At 32.6% G+C, this 25,926-nt stretch carries 24 protein-coding genes, 1 tRNA gene and 1 pseudogene; 3 read left to right on the forward strand and 23 right to left on the reverse strand.

All coding sequences use genetic code 11. The features are described 5' to 3' along the window. Positions 1-282: 282 nt before the first annotated feature. Both HMPREF3247_RS10315 and lspA read right to left on the reverse strand, forming a co-directional pair. Entirely contained in the window at positions 283-1,200 is a 918-nt protein-coding gene (locus tag HMPREF3247_RS10315) for an RluA family pseudouridine synthase (protein ID WP_070866237.1), read from the reverse strand. Beyond that, positions 1,200-1,691, reverse strand: a complete 492-nt coding sequence (lspA, locus tag HMPREF3247_RS10320) for a signal peptidase II (RefSeq protein ID WP_000549207.1) — start codon at positions 1,689-1,691, stop codon at positions 1,200-1,202. Before lspA ends, HMPREF3247_RS10315 begins: the two co-directional genes overlap by 1 nt. 547 nt (positions 1,692-2,238) lie before the next feature. On the opposite strand from lspA, the pseudogene HMPREF3247_RS14985 reads away from it, so the two are divergent. Continuing rightward, positions 2,239-2,541, forward strand: a pseudogene (locus HMPREF3247_RS14985) (IS5/IS1182 family transposase); the annotation flags it as partial. Here HMPREF3247_RS14985 and HMPREF3247_RS10330 read toward each other — a convergent pair. The 18 genes from HMPREF3247_RS10330 to bshC form a co-directional block, all read right to left on the reverse strand. Next, positions 2,516-3,313 carry a VOC family protein gene (locus HMPREF3247_RS10330; protein WP_000274855.1) on the reverse strand — a complete coding sequence of 266 codons (798 nt, stop codon included), beginning with the start codon at positions 3,311-3,313 and terminating at the stop codon, positions 2,516-2,518. The pseudogene HMPREF3247_RS14985 and the gene HMPREF3247_RS10330 sit on opposite strands and share 26 nt — an antisense overlap. A gap of 291 nt (positions 3,314-3,604) precedes the next feature. Further along, entirely contained in the window at positions 3,605-6,358 is a 2,754-nt protein-coding gene (gene ileS, locus HMPREF3247_RS10335) for an isoleucine--tRNA ligase (RefSeq protein WP_000384691.1), read from the reverse strand. Between the two features lie 220 nt (positions 6,359-6,578). After that, positions 6,579-7,196, reverse strand: a complete 618-nt coding sequence (locus HMPREF3247_RS10340; protein ID WP_001117066.1) for a DivIVA domain-containing protein — start codon at positions 7,194-7,196, stop codon at positions 6,579-6,581. A gap of 23 nt (positions 7,197-7,219) precedes the next feature. Next, a complete protein-coding gene (locus HMPREF3247_RS10345) occupies positions 7,220-7,999 on the reverse strand; it encodes a YlmH family RNA-binding protein (RefSeq protein WP_001805409.1) in 780 nt (259 codons plus the stop codon). Positions 8,000-8,108: 109 nt separating this feature from the next. Further along, positions 8,109-8,399 carry a YggT family protein gene (locus tag HMPREF3247_RS10350; RefSeq protein WP_000354110.1) on the reverse strand — a complete coding sequence of 97 codons (291 nt, stop codon included), beginning with the start codon at positions 8,397-8,399 and terminating at the stop codon, positions 8,109-8,111. 11 nt (positions 8,400-8,410) lie between these two features. Further along, on the reverse strand, positions 8,411-8,974 hold the full coding sequence (locus HMPREF3247_RS10355) for a cell division protein SepF (RefSeq protein WP_000018608.1): 564 nt from the start codon (positions 8,972-8,974) through the stop codon (positions 8,411-8,413). Then, positions 8,971-9,639 (reverse strand): YggS family pyridoxal phosphate-dependent enzyme, encoded by a 669-nt coding sequence (locus HMPREF3247_RS10360; RefSeq protein WP_001548498.1) that lies wholly within the window; start codon positions 9,637-9,639, stop codon positions 8,971-8,973. The genes HMPREF3247_RS10355 and HMPREF3247_RS10360 overlap by 4 nt, the downstream gene beginning before the upstream one ends. A 23-nt stretch (positions 9,640-9,662) precedes the next feature. Next, positions 9,663-10,454 (reverse strand): peptidoglycan editing factor PgeF, encoded by a 792-nt coding sequence (gene pgeF / locus HMPREF3247_RS10365; RefSeq protein WP_000999345.1) that lies wholly within the window; start codon positions 10,452-10,454, stop codon positions 9,663-9,665. A gap of 259 nt (positions 10,455-10,713) precedes the next feature. Then, positions 10,714-11,886 carry a cell division protein FtsZ gene (gene ftsZ / locus HMPREF3247_RS10370; protein ID WP_000888997.1) on the reverse strand — a complete coding sequence of 391 codons (1,173 nt, stop codon included), beginning with the start codon at positions 11,884-11,886 and terminating at the stop codon, positions 10,714-10,716. Positions 11,887-11,918: 32 nt separating this feature from the next. After that, positions 11,919-13,337, reverse strand: coding sequence for a cell division protein FtsA (gene ftsA / locus HMPREF3247_RS10375; protein WP_001608325.1), 1,419 nt, complete (start codon positions 13,335-13,337; stop codon positions 11,919-11,921). A 105-nt stretch (positions 13,338-13,442) separates the two neighbouring features. Next, entirely contained in the window at positions 13,443-14,762 is a 1,320-nt protein-coding gene (locus HMPREF3247_RS10380; protein ID WP_000342179.1) for a cell division protein FtsQ/DivIB, read from the reverse strand. 15 nt (positions 14,763-14,777) lie between these two features. Then, on the reverse strand, positions 14,778-16,127 hold the full coding sequence (gene murD / locus HMPREF3247_RS10385; protein WP_000935991.1) for a UDP-N-acetylmuramoyl-L-alanine--D-glutamate ligase: 1,350 nt from the start codon (positions 16,125-16,127) through the stop codon (positions 14,778-14,780). A 1-nt stretch (position 16,128) separates the two neighbouring features. Further along, positions 16,129-17,094, reverse strand: coding sequence for a phospho-N-acetylmuramoyl-pentapeptide-transferase (gene mraY, locus HMPREF3247_RS10390; protein ID WP_000578458.1), 966 nt, complete (start codon positions 17,092-17,094; stop codon positions 16,129-16,131). Positions 17,095-17,385: 291 nt separating this feature from the next. Further along, complete coding sequence (locus tag HMPREF3247_RS10395; protein WP_001118663.1) at positions 17,386-19,620, reverse strand: penicillin-binding protein; 2,235 nt, start codon at positions 19,618-19,620, stop codon at positions 17,386-17,388. Beyond that, the gene (ftsL, locus tag HMPREF3247_RS10400) at positions 19,601-20,002 is read right to left on the reverse strand and encodes a cell division protein FtsL (RefSeq protein WP_000257598.1); all 402 of its coding nucleotides are present in this window, start codon (positions 20,000-20,002) and stop codon (positions 19,601-19,603) included. Before ftsL ends, HMPREF3247_RS10395 begins: the two co-directional genes overlap by 20 nt. Positions 20,003-20,015: 13 nt before the next feature. Next, positions 20,016-20,951, reverse strand: a complete 936-nt coding sequence (gene rsmH, locus HMPREF3247_RS10405) for a 16S rRNA (cytosine(1402)-N(4))-methyltransferase RsmH (RefSeq protein ID WP_000468384.1) — start codon at positions 20,949-20,951, stop codon at positions 20,016-20,018. Between the two features lie 15 nt (positions 20,952-20,966). After that, a complete protein-coding gene (mraZ, locus tag HMPREF3247_RS10410) occupies positions 20,967-21,398 on the reverse strand; it encodes a division/cell wall cluster transcriptional repressor MraZ (protein ID WP_000480800.1) in 432 nt (143 codons plus the stop codon). A gap of 143 nt (positions 21,399-21,541) precedes the next feature. After that, the gene (gene bshC, locus HMPREF3247_RS10415) at positions 21,542-23,155 is read right to left on the reverse strand and encodes a bacillithiol biosynthesis cysteine-adding enzyme BshC (RefSeq protein WP_000340475.1); all 1,614 of its coding nucleotides are present in this window, start codon (positions 23,153-23,155) and stop codon (positions 21,542-21,544) included. A gap of 194 nt (positions 23,156-23,349) precedes the next feature. Between bshC and HMPREF3247_RS10420 the strand changes: the two genes are divergently transcribed. Continuing rightward, positions 23,350-23,790, forward strand: a complete 441-nt coding sequence (locus HMPREF3247_RS10420; protein ID WP_001289711.1) for an N-acetyltransferase — start codon at positions 23,350-23,352, stop codon at positions 23,788-23,790. 108 nt (positions 23,791-23,898) lie between these two features. Here HMPREF3247_RS10420 and HMPREF3247_RS10425 read toward each other — a convergent pair whose 3' ends face one another. The 3 genes from HMPREF3247_RS10425 to HMPREF3247_RS10435 all read right to left on the reverse strand — a co-directional run bounded on the left by HMPREF3247_RS10425 (position 23,899) and on the right by HMPREF3247_RS10435 (position 25,043). Then, entirely contained in the window at positions 23,899-24,594 is a 696-nt protein-coding gene (locus HMPREF3247_RS10425) for a YjjG family noncanonical pyrimidine nucleotidase (RefSeq protein WP_001788648.1), read from the reverse strand. Positions 24,595-24,717: 123 nt separating this feature from the next. Beyond that, positions 24,718-24,852: a beta-class phenol-soluble modulin gene (locus tag HMPREF3247_RS10430; RefSeq protein WP_000147103.1), complete on the reverse strand. Its 135-nt coding sequence runs from the start codon at positions 24,850-24,852 to the stop codon at positions 24,718-24,720. A 56-nt stretch (positions 24,853-24,908) separates the two neighbouring features. Then, positions 24,909-25,043 (reverse strand): beta-class phenol-soluble modulin, encoded by a 135-nt coding sequence (locus HMPREF3247_RS10435; RefSeq protein ID WP_000398672.1) that lies wholly within the window; start codon positions 25,041-25,043, stop codon positions 24,909-24,911. Positions 25,044-25,406: 363 nt separating this feature from the next. On the opposite strand from HMPREF3247_RS10435, the gene HMPREF3247_RS10440 reads away from it, so the two are divergent. Then, positions 25,407-25,480, forward strand: a tRNA-Arg gene (locus HMPREF3247_RS10440). Positions 25,481-25,926 lie beyond the last annotated feature (446 nt).

The raw sequence follows: 25,926 nt of genomic DNA on the forward strand, positions 1-25,926 counted from the left end.
TTGCATATGTGAAAGTGTTATGATCATTTTAGTATATATCTATATTTTCATGTCTTTGACGTCTCTCTGGACGCTCAATTAAAGACTCTTTATGTTGTACTTAAACTGTTATAAGGATAATACTAATAAGGCGCTTTGTCAATCTATATTGAAAAATTAACCGATCTCAGTAAAAATGTTAACCTTAATCTATTTTATAATGTGTTTTCATTTTAAAAAAACGAAAACGATAAATACTTATAGTTTACATAATAATGTTATCGTAATTATAGCACAACACAATTATGCATCTCTTTTTCGAATTGTATCTAATAAATCTTCAAAGTCTTGTGGTAATTCAGCATGTCTTTCAATATATTCACCTGTTACTGGATGTTCGAATCCAATAAGTCCAGCATGTAGAGCTTGACCACCAATATCCAATGTCTTTTTCGGTCCATACTTTGGATCACCAACTAATGGGAAGCCAATATATTTCATGTGCACACGGATTTGATGCGTACGTCCTGTTTCAAGTTGACATTCAACAAGCGTATAATCTTTAAAATGTTCTAGTACGTTAAAATGTGTCACTGCTTCCTTACCATCATCAACAACAGCCATAGATTGACGATCATTTTTGTTTCTACCAATTGGCGCATCGATTGTACCGTAATCATGAGGAATATTCCCGTGAACTAAAGCGATATATTTTCTTTTAACAGATTTATCCATTAATTGTTCTACAAGCCCACGATGAGCAATATCATTTTTAGCAACCATTAATAAACCAGAAGTATCCATATCTATACGGTGAACAATACCTGGACGAATTTCTCCATTAATACCTGACAAATTTTTAATTTGATACATTAAACCATTAACTAATGTATTGGTATAATGCCCTGGTGATTGATGAACTACCATGCCTTTCGGTTTATATACAACTGCAACATCGTCATCTTCATAATAAATATCTAAATTTAAATTTTCAGGTAGAATATCAGCTTCAACCACTTCTTTTTCAGTGACAACTATATGATCATTAAGTTTCACTTTATAATTAGATTTAACAACTTTATCGTTTGCAACGACTAAACCTGCTTTAATCCAATCTTGTATCTGGTTACGAGACCAATCACTATTTAATTCAGGCAGCAACTTATCTACACGCATACCTGTTTGTTCTTTATCTGTAATGTTAAATTCATAAGTCTCCATTACTTAACCTCCTTCTCCTTTTTATTGGAAGTATCCTTTAATAAGGCAATAATAATTAATATTACACCAATTGTTAAACTTGAATCTGCGATATTAAATATTGGAAAATCATAACCAAAAATATTTGTATCAATAAAGTCAACAACTTCTCCTGTTAAAATTCTATCAATAAAGTTTCCAAGTGCACCTGCAAAAAGTAAACTAATAGCAACTTGCATAAACAAATTATATTGAGCATCTTTAATAAAGAAATATACTAAGGCTATTAATATAATAATGGTAATAATAAAGAAAAATGTCATTTTTCCACTCAATATTCCCCATGCAGCACCATTATTTCGATGTGATGTTATGTTTAAAAAGTGCGGTATCACTTCAAATGAATCTCCAATTTTCATTGTAGTAGCTATAATATATTTAGTAACTTGGTCAAATATAACGACAAATACTGCTATTAAAATGGAAGTGCCAATAAAATATTTTTTGTGCATTTTCGTTCCTCCAATCAATCGTCCATAAGACAACTCTTTATATTATAGCTTACACCTGCTAATAAAAAAAGTAAGCATATTACATTAAATCTAATGTTACTCACTCAATACTTGATAAACTACTATGTTTTGACATTAAATATGAACTTAATTATTCATTTATCATATTTAAGATGACATTAAAAATTAGGAAAGCAGGCTGGAACATAAATCCCTAAAAAGACAGTAGTAAGATATTTTCTAATTAAAAATTATCTTACTGCTGTTCTCTATTTATACAATACTTCGTATTGAATGGCTTCGCTATGCCCATCTGGCACATTACTGTAAAATTCTATAAATAGAATTTTTGATGATGGGTCCCTTCCTAGGGTGCCGTCTCAGCCTCGGTCTTCGACTGGCACTGCTCCCTCAGGAGTCTCGCCATTAATACTACGTATTAACATGTAATTTTACTTTTAAATACTTTAAAAAAATAAGACATGAATCGTCTACACTTAATTGGACAAATTCTATGAGAATAGATATTGTTAATTTAAGAAAGTAGGCTATTTTGAGTTTCACTCGAATGTCAGTTCGAGGAATAAATAAAGTTAAACGAGAGCTAGGTTTTGTATTAATGGCACTTAATATAAGGAAAATAGCAGCTCAACGAGCTGTACATTATAAAATACATATCAAAAAAGCTGATTTCTATCAAATAATTAATAGAAATCAGCTTTTTACATTGCCTAAAGAACTTAATGTCCCAGCCTCCTTCATAACTTGTATAAAAAGATCATTAAAAACGATTCATTATATGGTTCGTCCATTCAAAGTATATACTAATCTTCAACTTCGATATGATTAAAGCGATAATAGATACCATCCGGACCTTGTAAATTTAAATGTGTTGTTTCAGGATAATGAAAGTCAACAATTGCTAATCCATACGTATCAAAATTTTCTACACGTTTCGTTGCTGATACCCAATCATTCATGGCCAAATGTTGATAATAGCCATTCGATGCTAAAAATATTGAATAATCATCCATATATGCCGATTGCTCTAATCCAAAATAATCGAGGTAGTACTCTTTTACCTCTGATAAATGAATTGTCTTAATATGCAATGCACCTATAATAGCGTCATCTGGAATACCTAACCATAACAATTTTGTTGCATGACTCACTAATCTCGGTACATTTAATGGTCTAATATCAATTTTTACTAAATCATTTTGCCTCGTCCATTGCGCTTCGTCTTTATCAACATAAAATTTAAAACCGTTTCCTTCTGGGTCTTCAAAAAATAATGATAACGAAGCAGGCTGTATACCTCCGTTAACTGGAATATCATATTCGCTTAAATGAATTAGTAAATTAGCTAAATCACTAATTTGAGGTAGTTTAATTGCGATATGAAACAGTCCCGCTTCGGACATTAAAGGTTCACGTCCATTTTGTAATTCAACAAGTGTAATGACATGATTATTTTGACCTACTTCATATTGTATCGATGTTAATGTCTCATTTATAATATTTAATCCTAATACGTCCTCATAAAATGGCTTTAATTCATTCTTATCTCTCACATTTAAAGTGATACCATTGACAAAGTTTGCGTTACTGTTATGATACATTCAATTAACTCCTATCAAATTCAATATCTGTGCTTACTTTTACTTAAAATTATCGCGAACATAATTGAGAATATCAACTATAACGCATTTATAAGCTTCAGAGAATTTGTACCATTCCTGAATAATTTTTATTTTAGTAAATCACACATTTTTTTACACATATGACCGGTAACTTGGTCATTTTTTTTATTCACAAAAAAACTCTCTTCATCATGTCAACAAAAACTACAACATGATTATGAAGAGAGCTTTAATTTATATCATCTGTATGAGTACTTTATACAATTTCAATTATACAAGTGATTTTACAACTTGTTGGCATCGTGGGCATAAATGCGTCAATTCATCAACAGCACCAAGATCCTCTGAATAGTTCCAACATCTTTCACATTTTTCACCATCTGCATGTTCGATGACAATATCACCATGTTCATAAGCTGTTGCCTGATCATCTAACTTATCTACAACTTTAACTTGTGACACGATAAATAATTGATGTAATGCATCAAATGAAGTTAAGAATTCAGATGCATTAAATTTATCGTTACTAGCAATCGTAACTTTAGCTTCTAATGATTTACCAATAACTTTTTCATTACGAGCAGTTTCTAATGCACGGTTCACATCATCACGTAAATTCATAAATGTACGCCATTTATCCAATAAAGCTTGATCTACTTCTACAACTTTAGGCATGTCTGCTAAGTGAACACTTTCTTCTTTAACATGTGGTGTATGAGACCAAACTTCTTCAGCTGTATGCACTAAGATTGGTGCTAACAACTTCGTCATATCAACTAAAATTTGATATAACACTGTTTGCATACTACGACGGATATGAGAATCTCGTTGTTCAATATATAAAATATCTTTACCGTAATCCAAATAGAAATTACTTAACTCAACATTGATAAAGTTTTGAACTTCTTGATAAATATTTAAGTAGTCAAAGTTTTCATAGTTGTTAATCGTACTTGCAGTAAATTCACGTAAACGATTTAGCAAGTAACGATCCACTTCTAATAACTCTGATTCAGGAATGCTATCTGTGTCAGGATTGAAATCGTTAATGTTACCTAACATAAATCTTAATGTATTTCTGATTTTACGATAAACATCAGATGTTTGTTTTAAAATTTCATCAGAAATTCTAACATCAGCTAAATAGTCCGTACTACTTACCCAAAGTCTCGCAATATCAGCACCTTTTTGTTTAACCACTTGGTCAGGTACAATCACATTACCTAAAGATTTACTCATTTTCTTACCTTCACCGTCCATAACAAAACCATGAGAAAGTAAGAATTTATAAGGTGATACTCCTCTTGTAGCAACTGAAGTTGTGATAGAAGAGTTGAACCAACCACGATATTGGTCACTACCTTCTAAATACATATCCGCTGGGAAACTTAATTCCGGTCTTGTTTCCAACACGCCACGGTGTGATGAACCAGAATCAAACCAAACGTCCATAATGTCTGTTTCTTTAGTAAATGTACCGTTAGGGCTGCCTGGATGTGTAAATCCTTCTGGTAGTAAGTCTTTCGCTTCTCTTTCAAACCAAATATTTGAACCGTGTTCTGCAAATAAATCAGCAACATGATTCACTGTTTCTTTCGTCATGATAATTTCGCCATTTTCAGCATAAAATACTGGTAACGGTACACCCCACACACGTTGACGAGAAATAACCCATTCGCCACGGTCACGAACCATATTGTAAATACGTGTTTTACCCCAATTTACTTTGAAGTTTGTATTTTCGATTGCATCTAAAATATCTTGTCTTACTTTACTGATTGAGGCAAACCATTGTGGTGTAGCACGGAAGATTACAGGTTTTTTTGTTCTCCAGTCGTGTGGATAGCTATGTGTAATAAAGTCTAATTTTAATAGTGCACCTTTTTCTGTTAATAAATCAGTAACGGCTTTATTAGCTTTATCATAGAACATCCCTTCAAATTGGCCGCCTTCTTCAGTAAATACACCTTTATCATCGATTGGACTAATTACTGGTAATTCATATTTTTGACCAACAATATAGTCATCTTCCCCGTGACCTGGTGCTGTATGTACACAACCTGTACCAGCATCTGTAGTAACATGATCACCATTAATCACTAACGATTCTCTGTCTAAGAATGGATGTTGTGCTACAACATACTCTAATTCTTTACCTGTGTATTCTTTTTCTAATTTGATTGATGCTTTATCCCAATCCAGTGCTTCTGCTACAGCGTCAGATAAGGCTTCTGCAATAATATATTTTTCGCCATTTACATTGTATTGACCATATTTTAATTCAGGATGAACGGTAATCGCAACATTTGATGGAATTGTCCATGGCGTTGTTGTCCAGATAATAAATTTAGCATCTGCATCAACGACACCTTTGTCATCTTTAACGTCAAATGCAACGTAAATTGATGCTGAACGTTTATCGTGATATTCAATTTCTGCTTCTGCTAATGAAGACTCACTTGAAGGAGACCAATAAACTGGCTTTTTACCTTTATAAATTAAACCTTTATCTGCCATTTCTCCAAAAATACGAATTTGTGCAGCTTCGTATTCAGGTTTTAATGTAATATATGGATCATTAAAGTCACCACGAACACCTAAACGTCTAAAATCTTTTTTCTGTAATTCAATTTGTTCTAAAGCAAATTCTTTACATTTCTCACGGAATTCAGCTGTTGACATTTTCTTTCGGTCAACACCTTTTTTCGTTAATGCTTGTTCAATTGGTAAACCATGTGTATCCCAACCTGGTACGTATGGTGCATAGAACCCTTGCATAGTTTTATAACGTACAATAAAGTCTTTTAAAATTTTGTTCAAGGCATGTCCCATATGTAAGTTACCATTCGCATATGGTGGGCCATCATGTAAAATGAATGTTTCGTTACCTTTATTTTTTTCTAACGCTTTATGGTATTGATCTTCTGCATCCCATTTTTCTTGAATTTGCGGTTCCTTGTTTGGTAAACCACCTCGCATTGGGAAATCTGTTTTAGGCATTAATAACGTTTCTTTGTAATCCATTTTTTTCACTCCTTAAAAATTTAAAAAACTCTAAGTTAAATTAAAAGGGACGATTGCTCGCGGTACCACCCTTATTAACTCAACTTAGAGTTCTCTCATTACATTATTTAAATATTAAAAAGCCAGTGATATAACATACATGCTTTTACTAGGCTCTCACCATTACCTAATTCGCTGTGAAAAGTTAAATGTATATTACGCGTCTGTCTTTATTTAATTCTTACTTCTTAGTTGTTTCTGAATCATTGGATTGTTGATTATTGTCTGATGTATTTGATGCATTATTTTGTGCATTTGCTGCAACTTCATCTGGCTTTAAATCATTTTCATGCAAATGATGAATATTTTCAAGCGTCACTTGTTCAGCGTCTAAATCATAATTCAACAAGTAATCCCAATCTTCGTTTTTTAATAAGTCTAATTGCGCTTCAACTAACATACGGAAACGCGATCTAAATACTTTTGATTGACGTTTCATATCTTCAGTCTGGAATGCTAAACGGCGTGCTTTTTCTACCGCGTCACCAACCATTTGATTAGCTTGCGCTTCTGCCTTAGCTATAATCGCTTCAGCTTGTTTTTCTGCAGCTTGCTTAGTTTCTTCACCAGCTTTTTGAGCTTGTATCAAAGCATCACTTACAGATTGATGCACGTCTTGATAAGACTTAATATTAGTATCTCTCTCTTCGATTACTTTTTCAAGTTGTTTTTTATCTTCTTTAAGACGTTCAATTTCAGTGCTTAGTTGCTCCAAAAAATTAGCAACTTCAGTAGGTTCTAAACCATTCTTTACACGTGAAAACTCTTTATTCTTAATTTCATTTGGTGTAAAAGGCATTTGTTATCCTCCTTAAATCATTACTATTTGAATAATGTTCTATAGGTAATGTGCGTTTTATCTTTTTTAGTTTTACCACCTAAGTCAGTAATGTGTGCTCTACCAAAACCTTGGATGGATATTAAATCATTTGCTTGTAATTGAAAATCTGCTGAATCAACAATAGTGTGATTCACTTTAACACGTTTTTTTTCGATTAGTTGTTTCGCAATCGTACGTGATTTACGTATCATTTCTTTAATAACAACATCTAACCTTAAAGAACTAACTGTTGCACTTTCATTTTTCCAATTCTCATTAGATTGTATCATATCTGTTACTGGAATAGTATAAAGTTTAACTGATGCGCCTTTAATACGTTGTAATTCTAACATAATAAATGATTCCAATCTACTTGTCAAAACAAATTGAATTCGTTCATTCACAATTATATCTCCAACTTGTTCGCGTTCGATACCTAAAGACATTAATGTCCCTAAAATATGTTGATGTTTTAAAGTGACGAATTTTTCAGGATAATCTATTTCCATTAAAGTTAATTCAAAGTCGCTTTCTTTAGGTTCATAATAGTTCGGCGAAATGATTGCTCTTTTTCTTTCAGCATTAGGTCCACCATAAAAAGATACGTTTAAATCTTCATAACTGCCACAAATCACTTCCAATATATATTGCCCTCTTGGATCTAAAAAATGCGTTAATACTGGTGCATAATGCTGTTCCGCTTGATCACATTTATCCGTTAGCTGATCAATTAATTCGTATTCTTCCTGTCTAAAGTGTTGATAAATATCTATGTTAATCACTACCTTAAAAAAATTATAAAATACCATCTATTGCCCTTATATTCAGAAAAATACATATCAAAAACGAGGCTAAAGTATCATGTACCCTTGCCTCGTTATGTCGCTTAATTTATTGTAATTGAATTAAAATCCAATTAAAGATTTGGAGTAACCCTTTTTGGAATAATACTAAAACGAAAATTGCAGCGATTGATGATATGTCGATAATTCCAATAGGTGGAATTACTTTTCTAAATGGTTGTAAGAAAGGTTCATATATTTTCGCTAAAAAATAACCTATCTTAGTTTCTCTAATACTTGGTACCCAAGATGTAAAGAAATATATAATCATGCCGAAATAATAAATTTCAACAACAAAAAGGATAAATTTAAATATTGTAGCTAGCACATTTATATCCATATGTTAACTCCTTAGTCGAATGAATGTTCCATATTTTCAATATGGTCTGTAATGCTTCCAGCTACTTCCACATTATCAGGCGTACATAAGAAAATATCAGTACCTACACGTTGGATATCTCCACCGATTGCATAAACAGTACCGCTTAAAAAATCAATAATTCTTTTCGCTGATACTTTATCAATACGTTGTAAATTGACAAGTGTCGCACGGCGGTTTTTAAGCTCATCAGCAATATCTTGTGTATCTGAAAAAACACGTGGTTCGAATAAACACATTTTTGAACTTTCTTGTGATGCATTGTTTGGTGTAGCATTGTTCATAGTTACAACATTACGTGAATTATTTTTTGAATAATTAGACATACGGTTATTCCTTTCTTCTGACGTTGTTGTATATCTTGATGCAGATTTTTGAGGGACTGATTTGATTGCGTTTTGTTTTGTTGTTTGTTGTGACTGCTCTTTTGCTGGCGCTTCATTGACCTGTTGTTGTTTGTCAGGTACTTCTACTTCCTCTTCATCATCTATTACAAAAAATCCACTAAATAAATCTTTTAAAGCCAAGTGGCTCACTCCTCTTCTCCTACAAGTTTAGTCCCAATTCTAACAAACGTCGCACCTTCTTCAACTGCAATAAGATAGTCATTACTCATTCCCATTGATAATTCATCACAAGGCGCATATTCTAAATTGAGTCGTTGTATTTCTTCTTTTTTCAAACGTAACTGTTTAAATAACGATCTAATATATGCTTCATCATCTGTCAATGGTGCCATCGTCATTAAACCTACAATTTCGATTTTGTCATATTTTTTAAGATCATCTATAAACTGATCAACATCTTCTAAAGCAATACCATGTTTAGAAGCTTCTCCCGAAACGTTCACTTGCAAGAAACATTTAATTTTATGTTCTGCACGTTTGTTAATTTCTTTGGCTAAGCTCAATCGATCTAAAGCATGGAAATAATCTACGTCGTTTATAACGTCCTTAACTTTTCGAGATTGTAATGATCCTATAAAATGGATCACCGCATCTGATGGTAATGCTTCTTTCTTTTGAAAAAAGCCTTCCAATCTATTCTCACCAAAATGTCTTATTCCAGCCTCATACGCTTCTTTAGCTCGCTCTATTGTAACATATTTTGTAACTGCAATCACGTTTGGTTTTGTTGAAAAATTATTTTTTTCACTTTTGTCATTAATTTGTGTTGAGATTTGTTGTAAATTATCTTTCACACGCAAGCATATCTCCTCCTTGTTTACTGTTGACCAATGAATGCTAACATGCGTCCTGTTTGACCTTTTTCTAATCGATAAGAGAAAAATAATTCTAAATGTTCAGATGTAGCATACGCTGTCGTATAAATATTTTCTTTAGGAACACCATAATAATTTAATAATGCAGCATTGGCTTTTTTCAAATCAATACCATGACGATCTCGTCCTCTAGTTTCAATATAGTTGGCACTATCAATTGGCAATGTTTCAAATTTACTTTTAATATCATCATTAATTTCATAACTTGATGATGTAGATGGTCCAATAACGACATGTAAGTCTTTCAAATCAAAGTTCACATGTTTTAGCACTTCTTTTACAATTTCAGTATAGGTACCACGCCACCCTGCATGGGCCAATGCAATAAAATGATGTTTTGTACTATAAAAATATACTGGTACACAGTCTGCATAACACATCGTTAATAAGACATTACTATCATATGTGTACATCGCATCAATACCATGAAGCGCATCAGTTAAAGTGTCTATATTTGTGCCTATATCATCCTTTGTAATACAAGCGACTTTATTTTCATGTGTTTGAATGGGAAACACCCAATTTTTTCTATCAAACGCAATTTCTTCAGCTAATTGCAATTGATGTTGAGTAATATTATATGGGCGATCATCAATATATCTCGCCATATTAAAAGCATTTTTAGGATAGTCACTTAAACCATCTCCTCTAGTTGTAATACCTAGAGTAATACCTTGTTGTAATAACTCTTCATATATTAAATGATGCGGTTGCTTTTTAAAATTATCATTCACTCGATCGTCACCATCATTTCATTTAAATTATCTTCGTCTAACTGTACAAAGTTAATAATTATATAATATAACATTTATGTTTAAAGTTAAAATGTTGCGCAAATAATTTTTGACTTAATTTTCACACGATACTTAAACACTTTTAATAACTTTGAAAAACTTAAATGTCCTTCTACATGTTCTAAAAATTAGTAAAAAAATCATCAGATATGTTATCTGATGATTTGTGTTGAATTATTTGTGTATATATATTAACCGATTAACGTCTTGTTCTTCTTGAACGTCTTTCTTCTCTATTTCTAATGAAGCTAGGAATATCATCTTCTTTAGTTGTATGTGTTCTTTCACTTACACTATCAGTTGCTTGTGCATTTGATGAATTTGAAGTGAATGATTCATCTTTAGAAGTTGCATTGCTAGAAGTATTTACGCTTGTTCCGAATCCAGTGCTACCAGATTTACGACCATGTGATGTTGGTTTGTCATCAAAACCAGTTGCAATAACTGTTACAACAATCTCATCTTGTAATTCAGGATTAATAACTGTACCGAAAATCATATTAACGTCTTCATCTGCAGCATCTTGGACAATATCAGCAGCCTCTTGTGCTTCAAATAATGACAATGACTCGCCACCAGTAATATTCATAAGCACACCTTGTGCACCAACGATAGATGTTTCAAGTAATGGAGAAGAGATTGCTTTTTTAGCAGCTTCTACCGCTCTATTTTCACCAGAAGAAACACCAATACCCATTAATGCAGAACCTTGGTTAGACATAATTGTCTTAACGTCTGCAAAGTCTAAGTTTACTTCACCAGAAACAGCGATTAAGTCTGAAATACCTTGTACACCTTGGCGTAACACGTTGTCAGCTTCTTTAAATGCTTCCATCATTGGCGTAGATTTGTCAACGATATCTAATAAACGGTCATTTGGTATAACGATTAATGTATCTACTGCAGCTTTCATAGCTTCTACTCCAGCAGCAGCTTGAGTTTGACGTTTACGTCCTTCAAAACTAAATGGACGAGTTACAACACCAACAGTTAATGCGCCCATTTCTTTTGCAATTTTAGCAACGACTGGTGCTGCACCAGTACCAGTTCCGCCACCCATACCAGAAGTAACAAATACCATGTCTGCACCTTGGATTGCATCTTCAATTTGTTCACGAGATTCCTCTGCAGCTTTTTTACCGATTTCAGGATTAGCTCCTGCTCCTAAACCACGTGTTAATTTTTCACCGATTTGGATTTTAGATTCAGCTTTAGATAAGTTTAAAGCTTGACCGTCTGTGTTGATAGCGATAAATTCAACATTATTCATTCCGTGGTCAATCATTCGGTTTACGGCGTTGTTACCGCCACCACCTACACCAATGACCTTTAAAGTCGCTAAATGATTAAATCCTTGTTCAAATTCTAACATTTAAATTTCCTCCTAGTTTTATTGGCCAATAATCATTCAAATAGAGATTTCATTAGTTTTTTGAATTTACTTTCTTCTTTATCTTTATCTTTATCTTTGTCTTGAACATGTTCATGATTCTGTTTATGTTCCTGATGATTATCTTCTGATTGATAAATTTCTTCATCTGTTGACTCTACTTCATTTTCATGAGTATCTTTTTTGTTTGTTTTACGTTTAAACCAATCAAATCCGCCTAATTTAGATTCGTTATCTTTGTCTTTCACATCAATAACATCTTCTTCAGTTTCTTCATTATCATGATAATTAATTGTAACATAATCTAATAACTCATCAAAAGCGATACTACTAGAAATTGTAGAAATTGCTGAAGAAAATTCAGGTTTTCTAATTCCCATTTGTGATGGCGTGTGAATTCTAACTTTTTCACTTACCATATCTGATAATAATTCTTTTACGCCAAGTAAGTTTGCAGATCCACCAGTTACAATAAACCCACCATTTACTTTTGTTAATCCTAAATCTTGTAAAACATCAAATACTTCGAAGAATATTTCTTCTACACGCGCTTCAATAAAGTCACTCAAATCTTTTTGAGTATACTGTACTGTTTCATCACTATCAACCTGTTCAACAGTGAAGATATCTTGATCTGAAGCAGAATCATAGAATGCATGACCATATTGGTGTTTAACTTTTTCAGCAGTTTCATAAGAAGTGTTTAATCCTTGTGCAATATCGTCTGTAATATCACGCCCTGCCATTTCGATAGAATCAGCATCTACTAATTCACCGCGTTCATAAAAAGCAACTTGCGTAACGTCTTCACCAATATCAATGACACATGCACCTAACTCTTTTTCAGTAGCTGTTAGGATTGAACCATAGTTATATGCATCAGAGTAAACATCTAATACATCAACACCACATGCTTCTACGCATTTAATCATATTAATTAAAATCGATTTTTGAATAGCAATTACGCCTGCTTCAACCTTTAATGAATGTCTGGCAATTAATTCTTTAGGGTCTGAAACCTCATTTTCTTTATCGACTATAAAACGAATCGGGAACACATTAATTACTTCTGTTTCTTGCACATCATTTTTTTCTCTAATACCTTCTAATACTTTTTCGATATGTGAACCGTTGATTTCTGTATCCTCATAAAAGTCGATTTCATTTGATTCATCATAAACTTCCGTTCCAATGATAGGTAATTTCAGGAAAACTTCTTTAATATCAACACCCGAAGCGATTGATGCCTTTTTAATTGTGTCTTTGATTGCTTGTCGCGCAATATCAAAATCATCAATTAAACCATTTTTTATACCGCTCGTGTAGGTTTGTCCTGTACCTATCACATTTATACCATTGTGAAATTTCTCGCCTACTATTGTTTTTACGCTTGATGATCCAATATCAATACTTACGTAGTAATGTTCTTCCATAGATAGGCACCTCCTGACAAATTACTATTAAAAAAATACACTATCCTTAGTTTACAATACGTTGAATGGCTTGTGAACTATAAACATAGACAATATCAAAATTTTTTAATTATTCTTACTTGATTGTTTGTTAATTTTGTTTAAAACGCTTTGTAATTCTTCTTTTGCTTGATTTTCCTCTTGAGATGATTTAGTCACATTTTTATCGCTTTCTGATTGACTAGACGTGTTTCCACGGTATGGGATAAATGAAGCACCGACTGATAAATCAATATAGCCTCGTGTTTTTAGTTTACCCGAACTATCCCTTGATAATGATTGTGACATCTGCGGATAATATTTCATTTTCTTAGATATCGTCGAAATATCACCGATTACTTGAAGTCCATCCGTCGTAAACAATTCAATTCTGCTTTGTTTGTTTTTACTTGGGGCGTATGACACTTCGGCAATATATCGTCTAACTTCAGGTGTCATTTCAGATAACGCCTTAATCATATCATCTTCTTTTGTACCTTTGAAACCATCCATGACAGGTGCATCATTAATTTTGACATCATTTGAACCTTTAAGCAATTTACCATTTTCTAATAAAGGTAAATATTTACCTTTATATTTCACTAAAGCAATAATTTCATTTTCTGTGATATCTACGTTTAATGTGTTTGGTAATTGCTTGTGTATCTCAACACTTTTGATTAATGGATCCTCTTCGAGATCATTAATAGCATTTTTTTTACTAAACGTATACATCCTTGAATCATTTTTAACACCTAAAACTTTGTTTATCTTTGAAGTACTAACGTGATTATTTCCATTTATATTTACATGCGCAATTTTACTAAGTGGTGAAAACATGTAAATTAATATAACAGCAATCAACAATACCAATATTGTAATAACACTGTATTGGATTCGTTTTTGTCGCTTACGTCTTAACTTCCGCTTTTCTTCAAGTGTTAATGGCTTTAATTGTGTTACTTTACTTTTTCGTTCTTTTTTCGTTACTGTTTCCTCATCATTCGAGTCGCTATTTTGTTCTTTAGGAGCTGATTGAGGTTGTTCGTTGTCGAATGCAATTCCATTCGATTCATTTTGGTCGTCAATTTCTTGATTATATCTATAATCCTCATTTTCAATATTAGAGTCTGTAGAATCATCGATATTATTATTATTCGCATGACTAGAAGCAGAATCATTATTTTCATCATTGCTTTCTTCTTTTTTGAAGTCTTTATTTATCAAGTAAATTTCTTCATCAAAATCAGCTTGTTGAGATGTATCATCTTTATTTTGATTAGAAAAATGTGTAGCCTTTGATCTTTTTCTTTGCCGTCTTTTCTTAGATGTATTCCTCGTAAATAATTCTAATTCATCTTTATCTTCATTTGATTCTTGTTGATCGTTCTTCGTTTTATCATCCATCAATACTCACACCCTTTAATAAGATGGTAAATGGGCACGGAATCTTTCAATAAATTTCTCTCCACGCTCTTCAAAAGTACTATATTGATCCCAACTCGCACAAGCAGGTGACAATAATACAACATCATTTGGTTCTATAATATCTTGTACTTTATCAACAGCGTCTTCGACATTGTTCGCTTCAATGACCGATTTCCCTTGACTATTACCTAGTTTAGCAAACTTAGCTTTCGTTTGTCCGAATACAACCATCGCGCGAACATTTTCCATATAAGGAATGAGTTCGTCAAATTCATTCCCTCGATCCAAACCACCACATAACCAAATGATTGGTTGATTAAATGAATTTAAGGCAAACTGTGTTGCTAGCGTGTTTGTTGCTTTGGAATCATTATAATATTTATTAGTTCTATTAGTACCAACATATTGCAATCTATGCTCTATTCCTGAAAATGTAGTTAAACTATCAATAATTGCTTTAATAGGTACACCAGCTAAAATACAAGCAAGCACAGCTGCTAATATATTTTCTAAATTATGTTCACCAGGCAATACTAGATCTTCAGTGTTAATAATACGAACACCTTTATAAACGATAAAACCATCTTTAATATAAATACCATCAACTTCTTGTTGAGTTGAGAAATACAATGTCTTAGCTTTTAATTCTTCCGACTCTATCACTTGTCTTTGATGATAATTACAAATCAAATAATCCTCTTCCGTTTGATTTTTATATATTTGCTTTTTAGCATTTTGATAGTTTTCTAAATTTTCATGGTAATCTAGATGCGCCGAATAAATGTTAGTAATTATAGCAATGTGTGGTTTATACTTTTCGATTCCAAGTAACTGGAATGACGACAACTCTGTAACTAAATAATCTGTAGGCTTTACTTCTTGTGCTACTTTAGATGCAACATAACCAATATTGCCGGATAATCTTCCAGTTAAGCGACTTTTTTTAAACATATCTCCAATTAGAGAAGTAACTGTCGTTTTACCATTTGTACCCGTTACAGCTATGATTGGTGCTTCAGAGATTAGATAACTTAACTCAACTTCTGTTAAAATTTTCAAACCTCGTTTCACTGCTTCATCAATAATAGATACTGTATAAGGTATTCCAGGATTTTTAACAATTATTGGATTATTATCAAGCAACGTTAATGGATGACTTCCACTTACAACAGAAATGCCCATAGATTCTAAATCTTTTGCATGAGCATCTTGTGATAAGTCTTTTCCATCATTGACAGTTACATTCGCACCTAATTTACTTAATAATTTAGCTGCTTCATAACCACTTTTTGCCAAACCGACAACTAATACATTTTTATTTTCTAACCCTGTATAATTAAGCATCTTAATGCACTCCAATCCATAAACCGATTAAACCTGAAATCAGACCAACAGCCCAAAATACTGTAACTACTTTCCATTCGCTCCATCCTATCAATTCAAAATGATGATGAATCGGACTCATTTTAAATATACGCTTTCCAGTCAATTTAAAGCTAGCGACTTGTAACATAACAGATAATGTTTCAATTACGAATACTAAACCTATAAAAATTAATGATAATTCCTGATTAAGCATGATTGAAATGGTAGCAAATATACCACCTAAAGCTAAGCTACCTGTATCTCCCATAAACACTTTAGCAGGGTTAATGTTATATGGTAAAAATCCTAAAAGTGCAAACAACATAATGATACAGAAAATACCAATTGCCGTTTCTCCTAACACAAAGCTCATGATGGCATACATTGTAAATCCGATAATTGACAGTCCAGTTGCTAATCCATCTAAACCATCTGTTAAATTTACTGCATTAGAAAAACCTACTTGCCAAAAAACAATGAAAATAACATATGCAAATGATAGTGGGATTGCTACATTCGTAAATGGAATATGTATGCTCGTAGAAAAATTCACCAAATGAAACACATTACTTAAAACAAAGAATATAATCGCAATACCAATTTGCGCCAAAAACTTCTGTTTACTTGTTAAACCTTGGTTATTCTTTTTAACAACAATAATATAATCATCTATAAAACCAATTAACCCAAAACCAATCGTCACAAATAATAACAGTATGATTGGATTAGCTTGATCTACAAATATAATAGCCACCAAAGACGTTATCACAATACTTAATAGAAATGTTAGTCCACCCATCGTTGGTGTACCAGTCTTCTTCATATGGCTTTGTGGACCTTCTTCTCGAATACTTTGACCAAATTTCATCCTTTTTAATGTAGGTATTAAAACAGGTACCAAAACAAATGTAATCACTAGCGCTAATAACGCATATACAAAAATCATAACTATCTCCTCTTCTTAATCCAGACTTTTTTAACCACTAATATATTATCAATTTTTCAATTAAATAAACAAAGTTGTAATCAAAATTTATAATTTTTCTTTTTTACGGCATAAGAGGCCAGTATAAAAAGTTTGCCTATAACAAACAAGTTAATCTGACCTCGTCTACCTTAAAATTCTCTATCAACACTTATTTATAAAGATTAAATGAAGATGTTGTTTTCTATCACAGCATTACTTTAGTAAAAACAAATAGTGACAATACATCCTAATTTAATGTAGCCATTCTTGTTAGTCCGACTTATCCTTGTCAGTTTTACTGTCAGATTTCTTCTTATCATCTGAATTTGAATCAGAATTATTCGTCGAATTGCTGTCTACATTCTCTGATGAAAATTCTACGTCTATTTTATCTTTTTCAGTAAGTTTTTGTCCCTTACTAATTGATTGGTGGGACACAAAACCGCTACCTTTTAAATTTACTTTAATATTTGTTAGGTTTTCAAAAGCAATGACATCTTCTTTCGTCCATCCTGACATGTCAGGCATAGTTAAGTCTCCATCTGTTAATAACAGTACTTTACTATGAGGTAAGACTTTATTCCCTGCTTTTATAGATTGTGCTTTTATTTGTGTGCCAGAACCAATAGTAACTGGTTCTAATGATTTTGCACTCACATTATCAATAGCTTTTTGTTTGTCTTGACCTTCAACATCTGGCACTTTACTATACTCTGCATTAGATGTGTCATCTTTTGATTTACCTACATTTAAATATTTCAAAGTATTTTCCATTATTGGTTTAAACGCTTTACTAACACCTAATTCATAAGCTTCTTGGTCATTTTTTTGTGCCAAGCTCATACCAGCGTATACAATAACTTTAGGATTTTTCTTCGGCGCGTCACCCATAAAACTTACAAAATATGGGTTTGGACCTTTAACGTATCCACCACCATTAGGTGCAGCGACTTGTGCTGTACCAGTCTTACCTTCGACCTCATAACCATCAATACGATAGTTTGCAGCGTGACTCTTCTTACTATTCACAACTAAATCCAATTGCTTTTCAACTTTTTCAGCAGTATCTTTTGTTATTGGTTTGCCTGCGATTTGTTTTTGCCCTTTATAAAATTGTCTTTTACTAACAGGATTTTCAACGCTATTCACAAACCATGGTTTTAACATATTACCATCATTAAAGAACGCTGATTGCGCTTGTAACATTTGAACAGGTGTTACTGTTGTCGATTGACCAAATGATGACGTTTTTTGTTGCAACTCATTACTCCATCCAATTTGACCAGGTGCTTCTCCATCAAACATACCTTTAGTTGATTTTCCAAATCCAAATCGTTCATACCAAGATTTCATTTTGTCTGCACCAACTAAATCTTGTAAATGCATCATCAATGTATTAGATGAATAAGTAAATCCGAGTGACATTGGGATTTCACCCCAACCGACTCTATTCCAGTCTGAAATACGTGAACCCATAATATCTCTATGTCCAGATTTATATTTCTTATCAGGATCAAAAGCACCTTCTTGAATAGCAGCTGCTAACCCATATGATTTAAATGTTGATCCAGGCTCGTATGTGTTTTGATAAAGGTCATTTGCCCACTTTTTACCAAAGTCTTTACCAGTTTCAGGATTAAATGTTGGTCGCTGACTGTATGCTAAAATTTCTCCAGTTTTGGCATCCATGACAACCGCAAATAAATCTTTCGGCTGGTATCTTTCAACCATGCCATCTAAAGCTTCTTCAACAAATACTTGAATATTTGAATCGATTGTTAAATGGACATCATCACCACGTTTAGGCTGCTTCTCTTTTTTAGTATTTGGTGCGATATATCCCCAAATATCATGAATATATCTCAATGATCCTTTAGATCCACTTAAATAACTATCAAAAATCTTTTCAACTCCAAGTGCACCTTTAAGTTCACCAGTATCCGGATTTTTCTGAGCTCTACCAATTAAGTGTGATGCAAAATTGCCATTTGGATAAAAGCGTTCTGTTTCAGGCAATAAAGAAATACCAGGCAAATTCATTTTCTCTATTTTCAATTTGTCCTGATACGTTAAATTTGTTCCTTTGCGTCCAAATTCAATTTGGAAAGCTTTCTTTTGACTAAGTCTCTTTTCAATTTCCTCTGGCTTCATATTAATGACTGTAGATAATTTCTTTGCAGTCTCTTTTTTATCAACTACATGCCTAGGTTTTTTAGAATTGGCACTCGCCTTTTTATCTATTACTGCAACAAGTTTATATCTTTCTACATCTTCTGCTAGCACTTTACCATTACGATCATATATCTTTCCTCGTTCTGGTTGTTGTGCATTCTTAACTAAATACTTTTCATTTGCCTTCATGACTAAATCTTGACCATTAGAATGTCCAGTAATCATGATATATGAAATTCTTAAAACCAATATAAAAAAGAGCAGTCCGAATAAACCAACAAGTAGGACTGCCCCTATTTTATTTTTTTTAATTTTAATTTTTTGCTTCGCCATTACTACGCACTACCTTTACATTATCGTTCTCAAGGCTCATCCCCTGTTTCTTAGCCTTTTCGTATATGCGTTCATAAGAAGAATTCTTTTTGATTTCAGATTGTAAAGCACTGTTTTCACTTGATTGTTTATCTATTTTATAATCTAAATCTGCAATCTTTCCTCGCGTATCATACGCATCCATTTTTAAAGATAGCATATAAATACTTAACATAGCAATTACAGTAATCAAAGTTATGTATAAAACTTTTTCAAATTTAGTTAATTGTACAACCACTTTTCTCGAAACAGTCTTCTTTTCGGGCTTAGTTTGTGGTTGTTGCTTCGGTATACTATTATAAACTTGTTCGTCATATGGTTGGTACACTTTTTCTACAGCCATTATAAATTGCTCCTTATTTAAGTATTTCAGCTACACGTAATTTCGCGCTTCGTGCTCTGTTATTGTCATCTAAATCTTCTTCTGTAGCGGTAATCGGTTTACGATTAACACGCTTTAACTTAGGTGTATATGCTTCTGGTATAACTGGTAATCCTCTTGGTACCTCTGGACCTTTTTCATATTCTTGGAACACCTGTTTACATAAACGATCTTCTAAAGAATGGAAAGTGATTACCGAAATCCTGCCATCTACTTTCACTAATTCAATCGCTTGTTCTATTGAATCTTCAAAAGCTGACAATTCATCGTTTACTGCAATTCGTAGTGCTTGAAATACTCGTTTTGCAGGATGTCCGCCTTTTCTTCTTGCTTTTGCAGGAATACCTTCTTTTATAATGTCAACTAATTCTAATGTTGTTGTTATTGGTTGTTGTTCGCGATGTGCTTCGATTCTTCGAGCTATCTGTTTTGAAAATTTCTCCTCGCCATAGCGATAAAAAATCTTCACTAACGCTTCATATGACCAATTGTTAACAATTTCATATGCTGTTAGTTCTTGTGTTTGGTCCATACGCATGTCTAATGTTGCGTCATGGTGATAACTGAATCCTCGTTCTGGAATGTCGAGTTGTGGGCTTGAAACACCCAAGTCGTAATAAATTCCATCTACTTTTTCAATGTTTAAGTCTTTTAATATTTGAGTTAATTCACGGAAGTTGCTATGAACAAAAGTCACCTTATGCAAATGATCCTTTAATACCTCTTTAGCATTATCAATTGCAGTTTGGTCTTGATCGATTGCTATTAATCTTCCGTCGTCATTTAATTGATTTAGTAAATAAAGGGCATGTCCCGCTCCACCTAGCGTACAGTCAATGTACACACCATTTTCTTTTACATTTAAATAATCAATGGTTTCGTTTAACATAACGCTGATATGATGAAACACTTCAATTCCTCCATTTTAAAAATCAAAATCTATTAAATCTTCAGCAATATCTTCGAAACTTTCTTCAGATTCTTCATAGAAATCATTCCAAGTTTCTCTATCCCAAATCTCAATACGATTTGAAACACCGATTACTGTACATTCTTTAGTTAAATTAGCGTATTTCCTCAAGTTTTGAGGGATGTTAATACGCCCTTGCTTATCAAGTTCTACTTCAACAGCACCAGAGAAGAACATACGCATAAACTTACGTGCGTCTTTTTTTGTCATAGGTAAGGTTTTCATTTTCTCTTCAATCTGTTGCCATTCGTCTAGAGTGTAACCGAATAAACATTTATCAAGGCCTCTTGTGATAATAAAACGCTCATTTAAGTCATAACGAAACTTGGACGGTATAATCATACGTCCTTTTGTATCTAATTGATGATCGTATTCTCCCATGAACATTTTTTATCACCTCACCTTATATATAATTTACCACATCTCCCCACTATCCACCACTATTTATACAAAATTTGTGAAATTTATTTTAAAAAACAAAAAAATGCCCGATTTATCATTAAGATAAATCGGGCTAAACCCTTGGTATATTAAGGTTTTATAATAATATGATCAAAAGTGTAAGAAAGTGGTGGATAGGTGGAGGGCTTGAACACATCTGTCCCAAAATCATTCAAAATTTGAAGTGGATTCCATATTCTTTCTTGTAATCCTCCCATTGGATGGAGTGTTTCTTGAATTTCTCTAAATTGCTTCATACTGATGTCGTTTTCTCTTTCAATGTTTAAAAGATAACGTTTTAACAAATAATCATACTGTTGTATATGAATTTCATTATTTTTATTCACAAGGTTAATATTATTTTGATTCCCCGCCACTTCATCTAATAAGTCTTTGTTTAGACGACGCTGTTGTTCAATCATACCTTCTACCTTTTCAATAAATTGATGTGATGCTTGTTCTCTAATAAACTTACTTCTTTCTCCTTCAACACCATCGACTAACACTTTTTCTAATGGAATATTGTATTTCGAAAGTAATTTTTCTATACGGTCATTTAAATAAGTAATTCTAAGCCTTGGCATCACGATAGGCATTTCAACATCAAATAGTTCAAATACATCTTTTAGTTCAGCCCAGTACTTAATTTCACTCGGTCCTCCAACAAATGCCACCGTGTTAAATAACCATTCTTCCATTAATGGTCTTGTCACTACATTATTAGAAAATAATTCAGGTTGATTTTCCGCAATATTTATAATTTCTTCCTTTATATATGTCTTATCTGTTTTATTTAATTTAAAATGCTTACCATCATACGAAACTAATTGACGCATATTTTCATCATGTAAGAATAAATGAACATTTGTATCTGTTTGTATCATCGCATTCAAGCCTTGATTTTGAGTACGTTGTTGTGTTGCTCTAAAAGCATCATCAAGCAACTGATGTTTTTTCAAAATCTTTTTAAACATAGGCGCTTCCATTTTTCTTAACGGCTCAAACTGCGCATCTATAAATAGAACGCCATATGCTTTAAATGTTTCATGCAGTAGTGCTTTAAACATATCAGTCCACGAGTCATATTGGTCAATAATTCTGTCACAAATCTCCAGTAGACCTTGTGTATGAACAGTTTCTTTCATATGAATGAACATCGTTTTTAAAGTTTGTTTCAACTCAGCCTTATCAGGATAATATCTAGAGACAGTCGTCTCTGGCATCTCCATTGTATGATATTTAACCTTATGCAGCGACCCATGATTTTCGTTATAAACAAATGTATGATTCACTTCATCGAAATCATGATCTTCTCCTGCAATCCAAAAAACTGGTACTACTTGTTGCTTATGTGTATCCGTTAATTCCTTAGATAAAGTAATGATTGAAAATATTTTATGGAATGTATACAATGGTCCCCCGAAAAGCCCTGCTTGTTGTCCACCAATCACAACTTTTGAACCATTAGCTAAATGTTGTATGTTTAATTCTTGTTCACTTGAAAGCTTTAAATCACTCATATATTCACGAATAACATTCGCTAATGCCGCTTCTCTTCCATTATTTTCTTTAGACATCCTTTTTTCAAAACTAGTTTGTTGAGCTGCATCATATTGAAATAATCCTGTTATTACAGGGTCACTGCTCTTTATTTTTGGTATAAACTGATCTTTTTCATTTAAACTAACTACTTTACAGTCCATGTTTTTTCTCCTTAAGTACGCGATTACAAACTATAGTATAAAGTCTATACCGGTGATTGACAATTTTACGGCTTGAAAATCAATTTAATCATGGAAAATTTATAATATTCATTGTTTTACATTTTCAAATCAATGAAAAACACAAGTGGTTTAATGTATAATAATAGTAGTAAACAAATAAGGGGTAGATAAATATGAGTGAAATCAAACGTCTTGAAATTAATTACAAAACTGACGAATTATTCGAAAACTTTAGAGCGTTTGGCAACAAAGACTTATACATGGTCAATGAGTTAAACGGTCAAATGATTGATGCAAGTTCAGATTCACCATTTTATGGCATATTTGTCGGAGATCAATTAGGAGCTAGAATGGCATTACTAAAAAAAGGTGATGTCGAAGAAATCTACTTCCCAGATTTTGAAGATTATATATTATTATGGAAGTTAGAAGTATTACCAAAATATCAAAACAGAGGGTACGCTTCAGAATTGATTGATTTTGCAAAGAGTTTCAATATGCCAATTAAAGCCATTGGCAGAAATGATTCTAAGGATTTCTTTTTACATCATGGATTTACAGATGTGGAAGCTAAAAATATAGAGGGACATGATGTCTTATTGTGGAAACCATAAGATAATAATATTCGACACTACGAGCATGAAAATGCATCTTTTCGTAGTGTCTTTTTTACAATTACTTTCTTAAGCTAATATAAGTAAATCATTTTCAAATTATTTGTCTTAACGTACAATATCATTTAGTTGTTTCCATGAATTAATTTCATAATCAGGTATAATTCCTGGATTATGATCAAATCCTCTAAAATTAAACCAGCAAGTAGCTATACCCGCATTGATTCCACCTAGAATGTCAGATGTTAAAGAATCTCCAACTATAATCGAGTGCTGTCTTTCATCCTCACCAATATCATTAAAAACATAATTAAAAAATTCCGGATTAGGTTTTTGATATCCTGTTTCTTCAGATATAAATATCTTTTTAATATATTTATGCAACGGCGTCTGATTTAACCTTCTCTTTTGCGTTTCGGTTACACCATTAGTAACAATATATAAATCATGTCTTTTCGATAATTCGACAATTGTTTCTAATGTTTGATCAAAGTATTTAACTTTAGCTTCTGCTAATCCATTTCTAAATAACACATCTGCACGATGCCCATCAACTTCCATTTGATGATGTTTGAAGTAATTCACAAATCGTTCTGATAATACTTCAGACTTCGTTAATTTATTTTGTTGAAAAGCTTCCCAATGTTGGTGATTGATTTTTTTAAATGTTAAAAAATCATCCTTTGTTGCTTTATGATTAAAAACATTCGCCATATAGTGAAACGCCCATTCTTCTGCATCATAAAAATCAACAATTGTATCATCAAAGTCTATCAAAATATTTTTATATCCCAATTTCCCCATCTCCTATATTGTCTATGTATCTAAATCTTAACAGAGGCTCAAATTTCTGCAAATAAAATAAACTGAGTGCATAACATTAAAGTATGCTCACCCAGTTTATTTTAAAGAATATTAGTTATTATATTAGAATCCAAATAATTTACCTAGTAAACCCACACCGTTAGCAACGATGTCTACGATACTTGTGCCTAATTTCACACTATCATGTTGTTGTGCAGCTTGCACAGTATTTGCGATTGCTTCTGCTAGTCCAGTCATTTAAATCTCTCCCTCACCTTTGAAATAATACTGATTACTTACATAACATATTGAAATTAGAATCCGAATAATTTACCTAATAAACCTACGCCATTTTCAACGATGCTCACAATGCTTGTGCCTAATTTTGCGCCATCATTATTAATTGCTGCAGTTACGGTATCTTTAATTGCGTTAAATAAACCTTCCATTGAAAACACTCCTTAAAATTTAAATTTGAAGATAACAAAAACGTGCGTAGCTTTTAAATCACCGAAATGTTATTCGCTTAACGTTTTGTTGTTGTTATTTTAAAATAAATTTGATGCAATTAGTTTGTTTATCCGCACAACATCTTATAATGTACTTAACTGTATTTTAAAGAGAAAAGAAATACAGTTAGGCATTCAAAACTGTATTTAACACAATTAAGTTGCCTGAATTCGTATTTAAGTCTTATTGAACCTTTTTAGATAAATAGCTCTATAATAGTGAAAAATATAAACATTTTTTATTTACAAGGTATTGCTAATTTAAGTTCATTTAGATATAATAATTCTTGTGTTGTTAAACGTGTCCTGGTAGCTCAGCTGGATAGAGCAATGGCCTTCTAAGCCATCGGTCGGGGGTTCGAATCCCTCCCAGGACGTTTATAGGTATTTTTATACGCATTACCAAACAAAAGAGTTCCGTGATTACGGGGCTCTTTTTGTTTTGAATTTCAGTAATATAGTATGATGCGTCACCAAAACGTCCCCCGCATAAGCCACGAAAATACAGTAATTAAAACAAGTATGCTTATTCGTTATAGAATTTTTTGACACACAATTGACACGCGTCTGACACTTGTTTATACATTTTTAATTAAGTAATTTTGTGCTCAAATTTCATCTATACTGCACCTGAACTACACCAACACTACACCAAGATTTTTAACACTCACCATTTGCATGCGTAGAGATTTTTATTATTATATTATTCCTATAGATTTTGATACTATTCAAAATTTTAGGGACTTTTCAGGGGCCCGAAATCCTATAATTAAATACATTTAAAAAAATGGGCTTGGGACATTAAGTTCTTAGGCAATGTAAA

It is taken from the genome of Staphylococcus sp. HMSC36A10 (assembly GCF_001838845.1).
GTDB lineage: Bacteria > Bacillota > Bacilli > Staphylococcales > Staphylococcaceae > Staphylococcus > Staphylococcus aureus.

Coding starts and splice junctions, on each gene's coding strand:
- ileS (WP_000384691.1), bottom strand. CDS start 6,358: ATGGATTACAAAGAAACGTTATTAATGCCTAAAACAGATTTCCCAATG.
- mraZ (WP_000480800.1), bottom strand. CDS start 21,398: ATGTTCATGGGAGAATACGATCATCAATTAGATACAAAAGGACGTATG.
- HMPREF3247_RS10340 (WP_001117066.1), bottom strand. CDS start 7,196: ATGCCTTTTACACCAAATGAAATTAAGAATAAAGAGTTTTCACGTGTA.
- ftsZ (WP_000888997.1), bottom strand. CDS start 11,886: ATGTTAGAATTTGAACAAGGATTTAATCATTTAGCGACTTTAAAGGTC.
- HMPREF3247_RS10380 (WP_000342179.1), bottom strand. CDS start 14,762: ATGGATGATAAAACGAAGAACGATCAACAAGAATCAAATGAAGATAAA.
- murD (WP_000935991.1), bottom strand. CDS start 16,127: ATGCTTAATTATACAGGGTTAGAAAATAAAAATGTATTAGTTGTCGGT.
- HMPREF3247_RS10430 (WP_000147103.1), bottom strand. CDS start 24,852: ATGACTGGACTAGCAGAAGCAATCGCAAATACTGTGCAAGCTGCACAA.
- lspA (WP_000549207.1), bottom strand. CDS start 1,691: ATGCACAAAAAATATTTTATTGGCACTTCCATTTTAATAGCAGTATTT.
- bshC (WP_000340475.1), bottom strand. CDS start 23,155: ATGGACTGTAAAGTAGTTAGTTTAAATGAAAAAGATCAGTTTATACCA.
- ftsL (WP_000257598.1), bottom strand. CDS start 20,002: ATGGCTGTAGAAAAAGTGTACCAACCATATGACGAACAAGTTTATAAT.
- HMPREF3247_RS10425 (WP_001788648.1), bottom strand. CDS start 24,594: ATGGGGAAATTGGGATATAAAAATATTTTGATAGACTTTGATGATACA.
- HMPREF3247_RS10420 (WP_001289711.1), top strand. CDS start 23,350: ATGAGTGAAATCAAACGTCTTGAAATTAATTACAAAACTGACGAATTA.
- HMPREF3247_RS10395 (WP_001118663.1), bottom strand. CDS start 19,620: ATGGCGAAGCAAAAAATTAAAATTAAAAAAAATAAAATAGGGGCAGTC.
- HMPREF3247_RS10435 (WP_000398672.1), bottom strand. CDS start 25,043: ATGGAAGGTTTATTTAACGCAATTAAAGATACCGTAACTGCAGCAATT.
- HMPREF3247_RS10330 (WP_000274855.1), bottom strand. CDS start 3,313: ATGTATCATAACAGTAACGCAAACTTTGTCAATGGTATCACTTTAAAT.
- mraY (WP_000578458.1), bottom strand. CDS start 17,094: ATGATTTTTGTATATGCGTTATTAGCGCTAGTGATTACATTTGTTTTG.
- HMPREF3247_RS10315 (WP_070866237.1), bottom strand. CDS start 1,200: ATGGAGACTTATGAATTTAACATTACAGATAAAGAACAAACAGGTATG.
- HMPREF3247_RS10350 (WP_000354110.1), bottom strand. CDS start 8,399: ATGGATATAAATGTGCTAGCTACAATATTTAAATTTATCCTTTTTGTT.
- ftsA (WP_001608325.1), bottom strand. CDS start 13,337: ATGGAAGAACATTACTACGTAAGTATTGATATTGGATCATCAAGCGTA.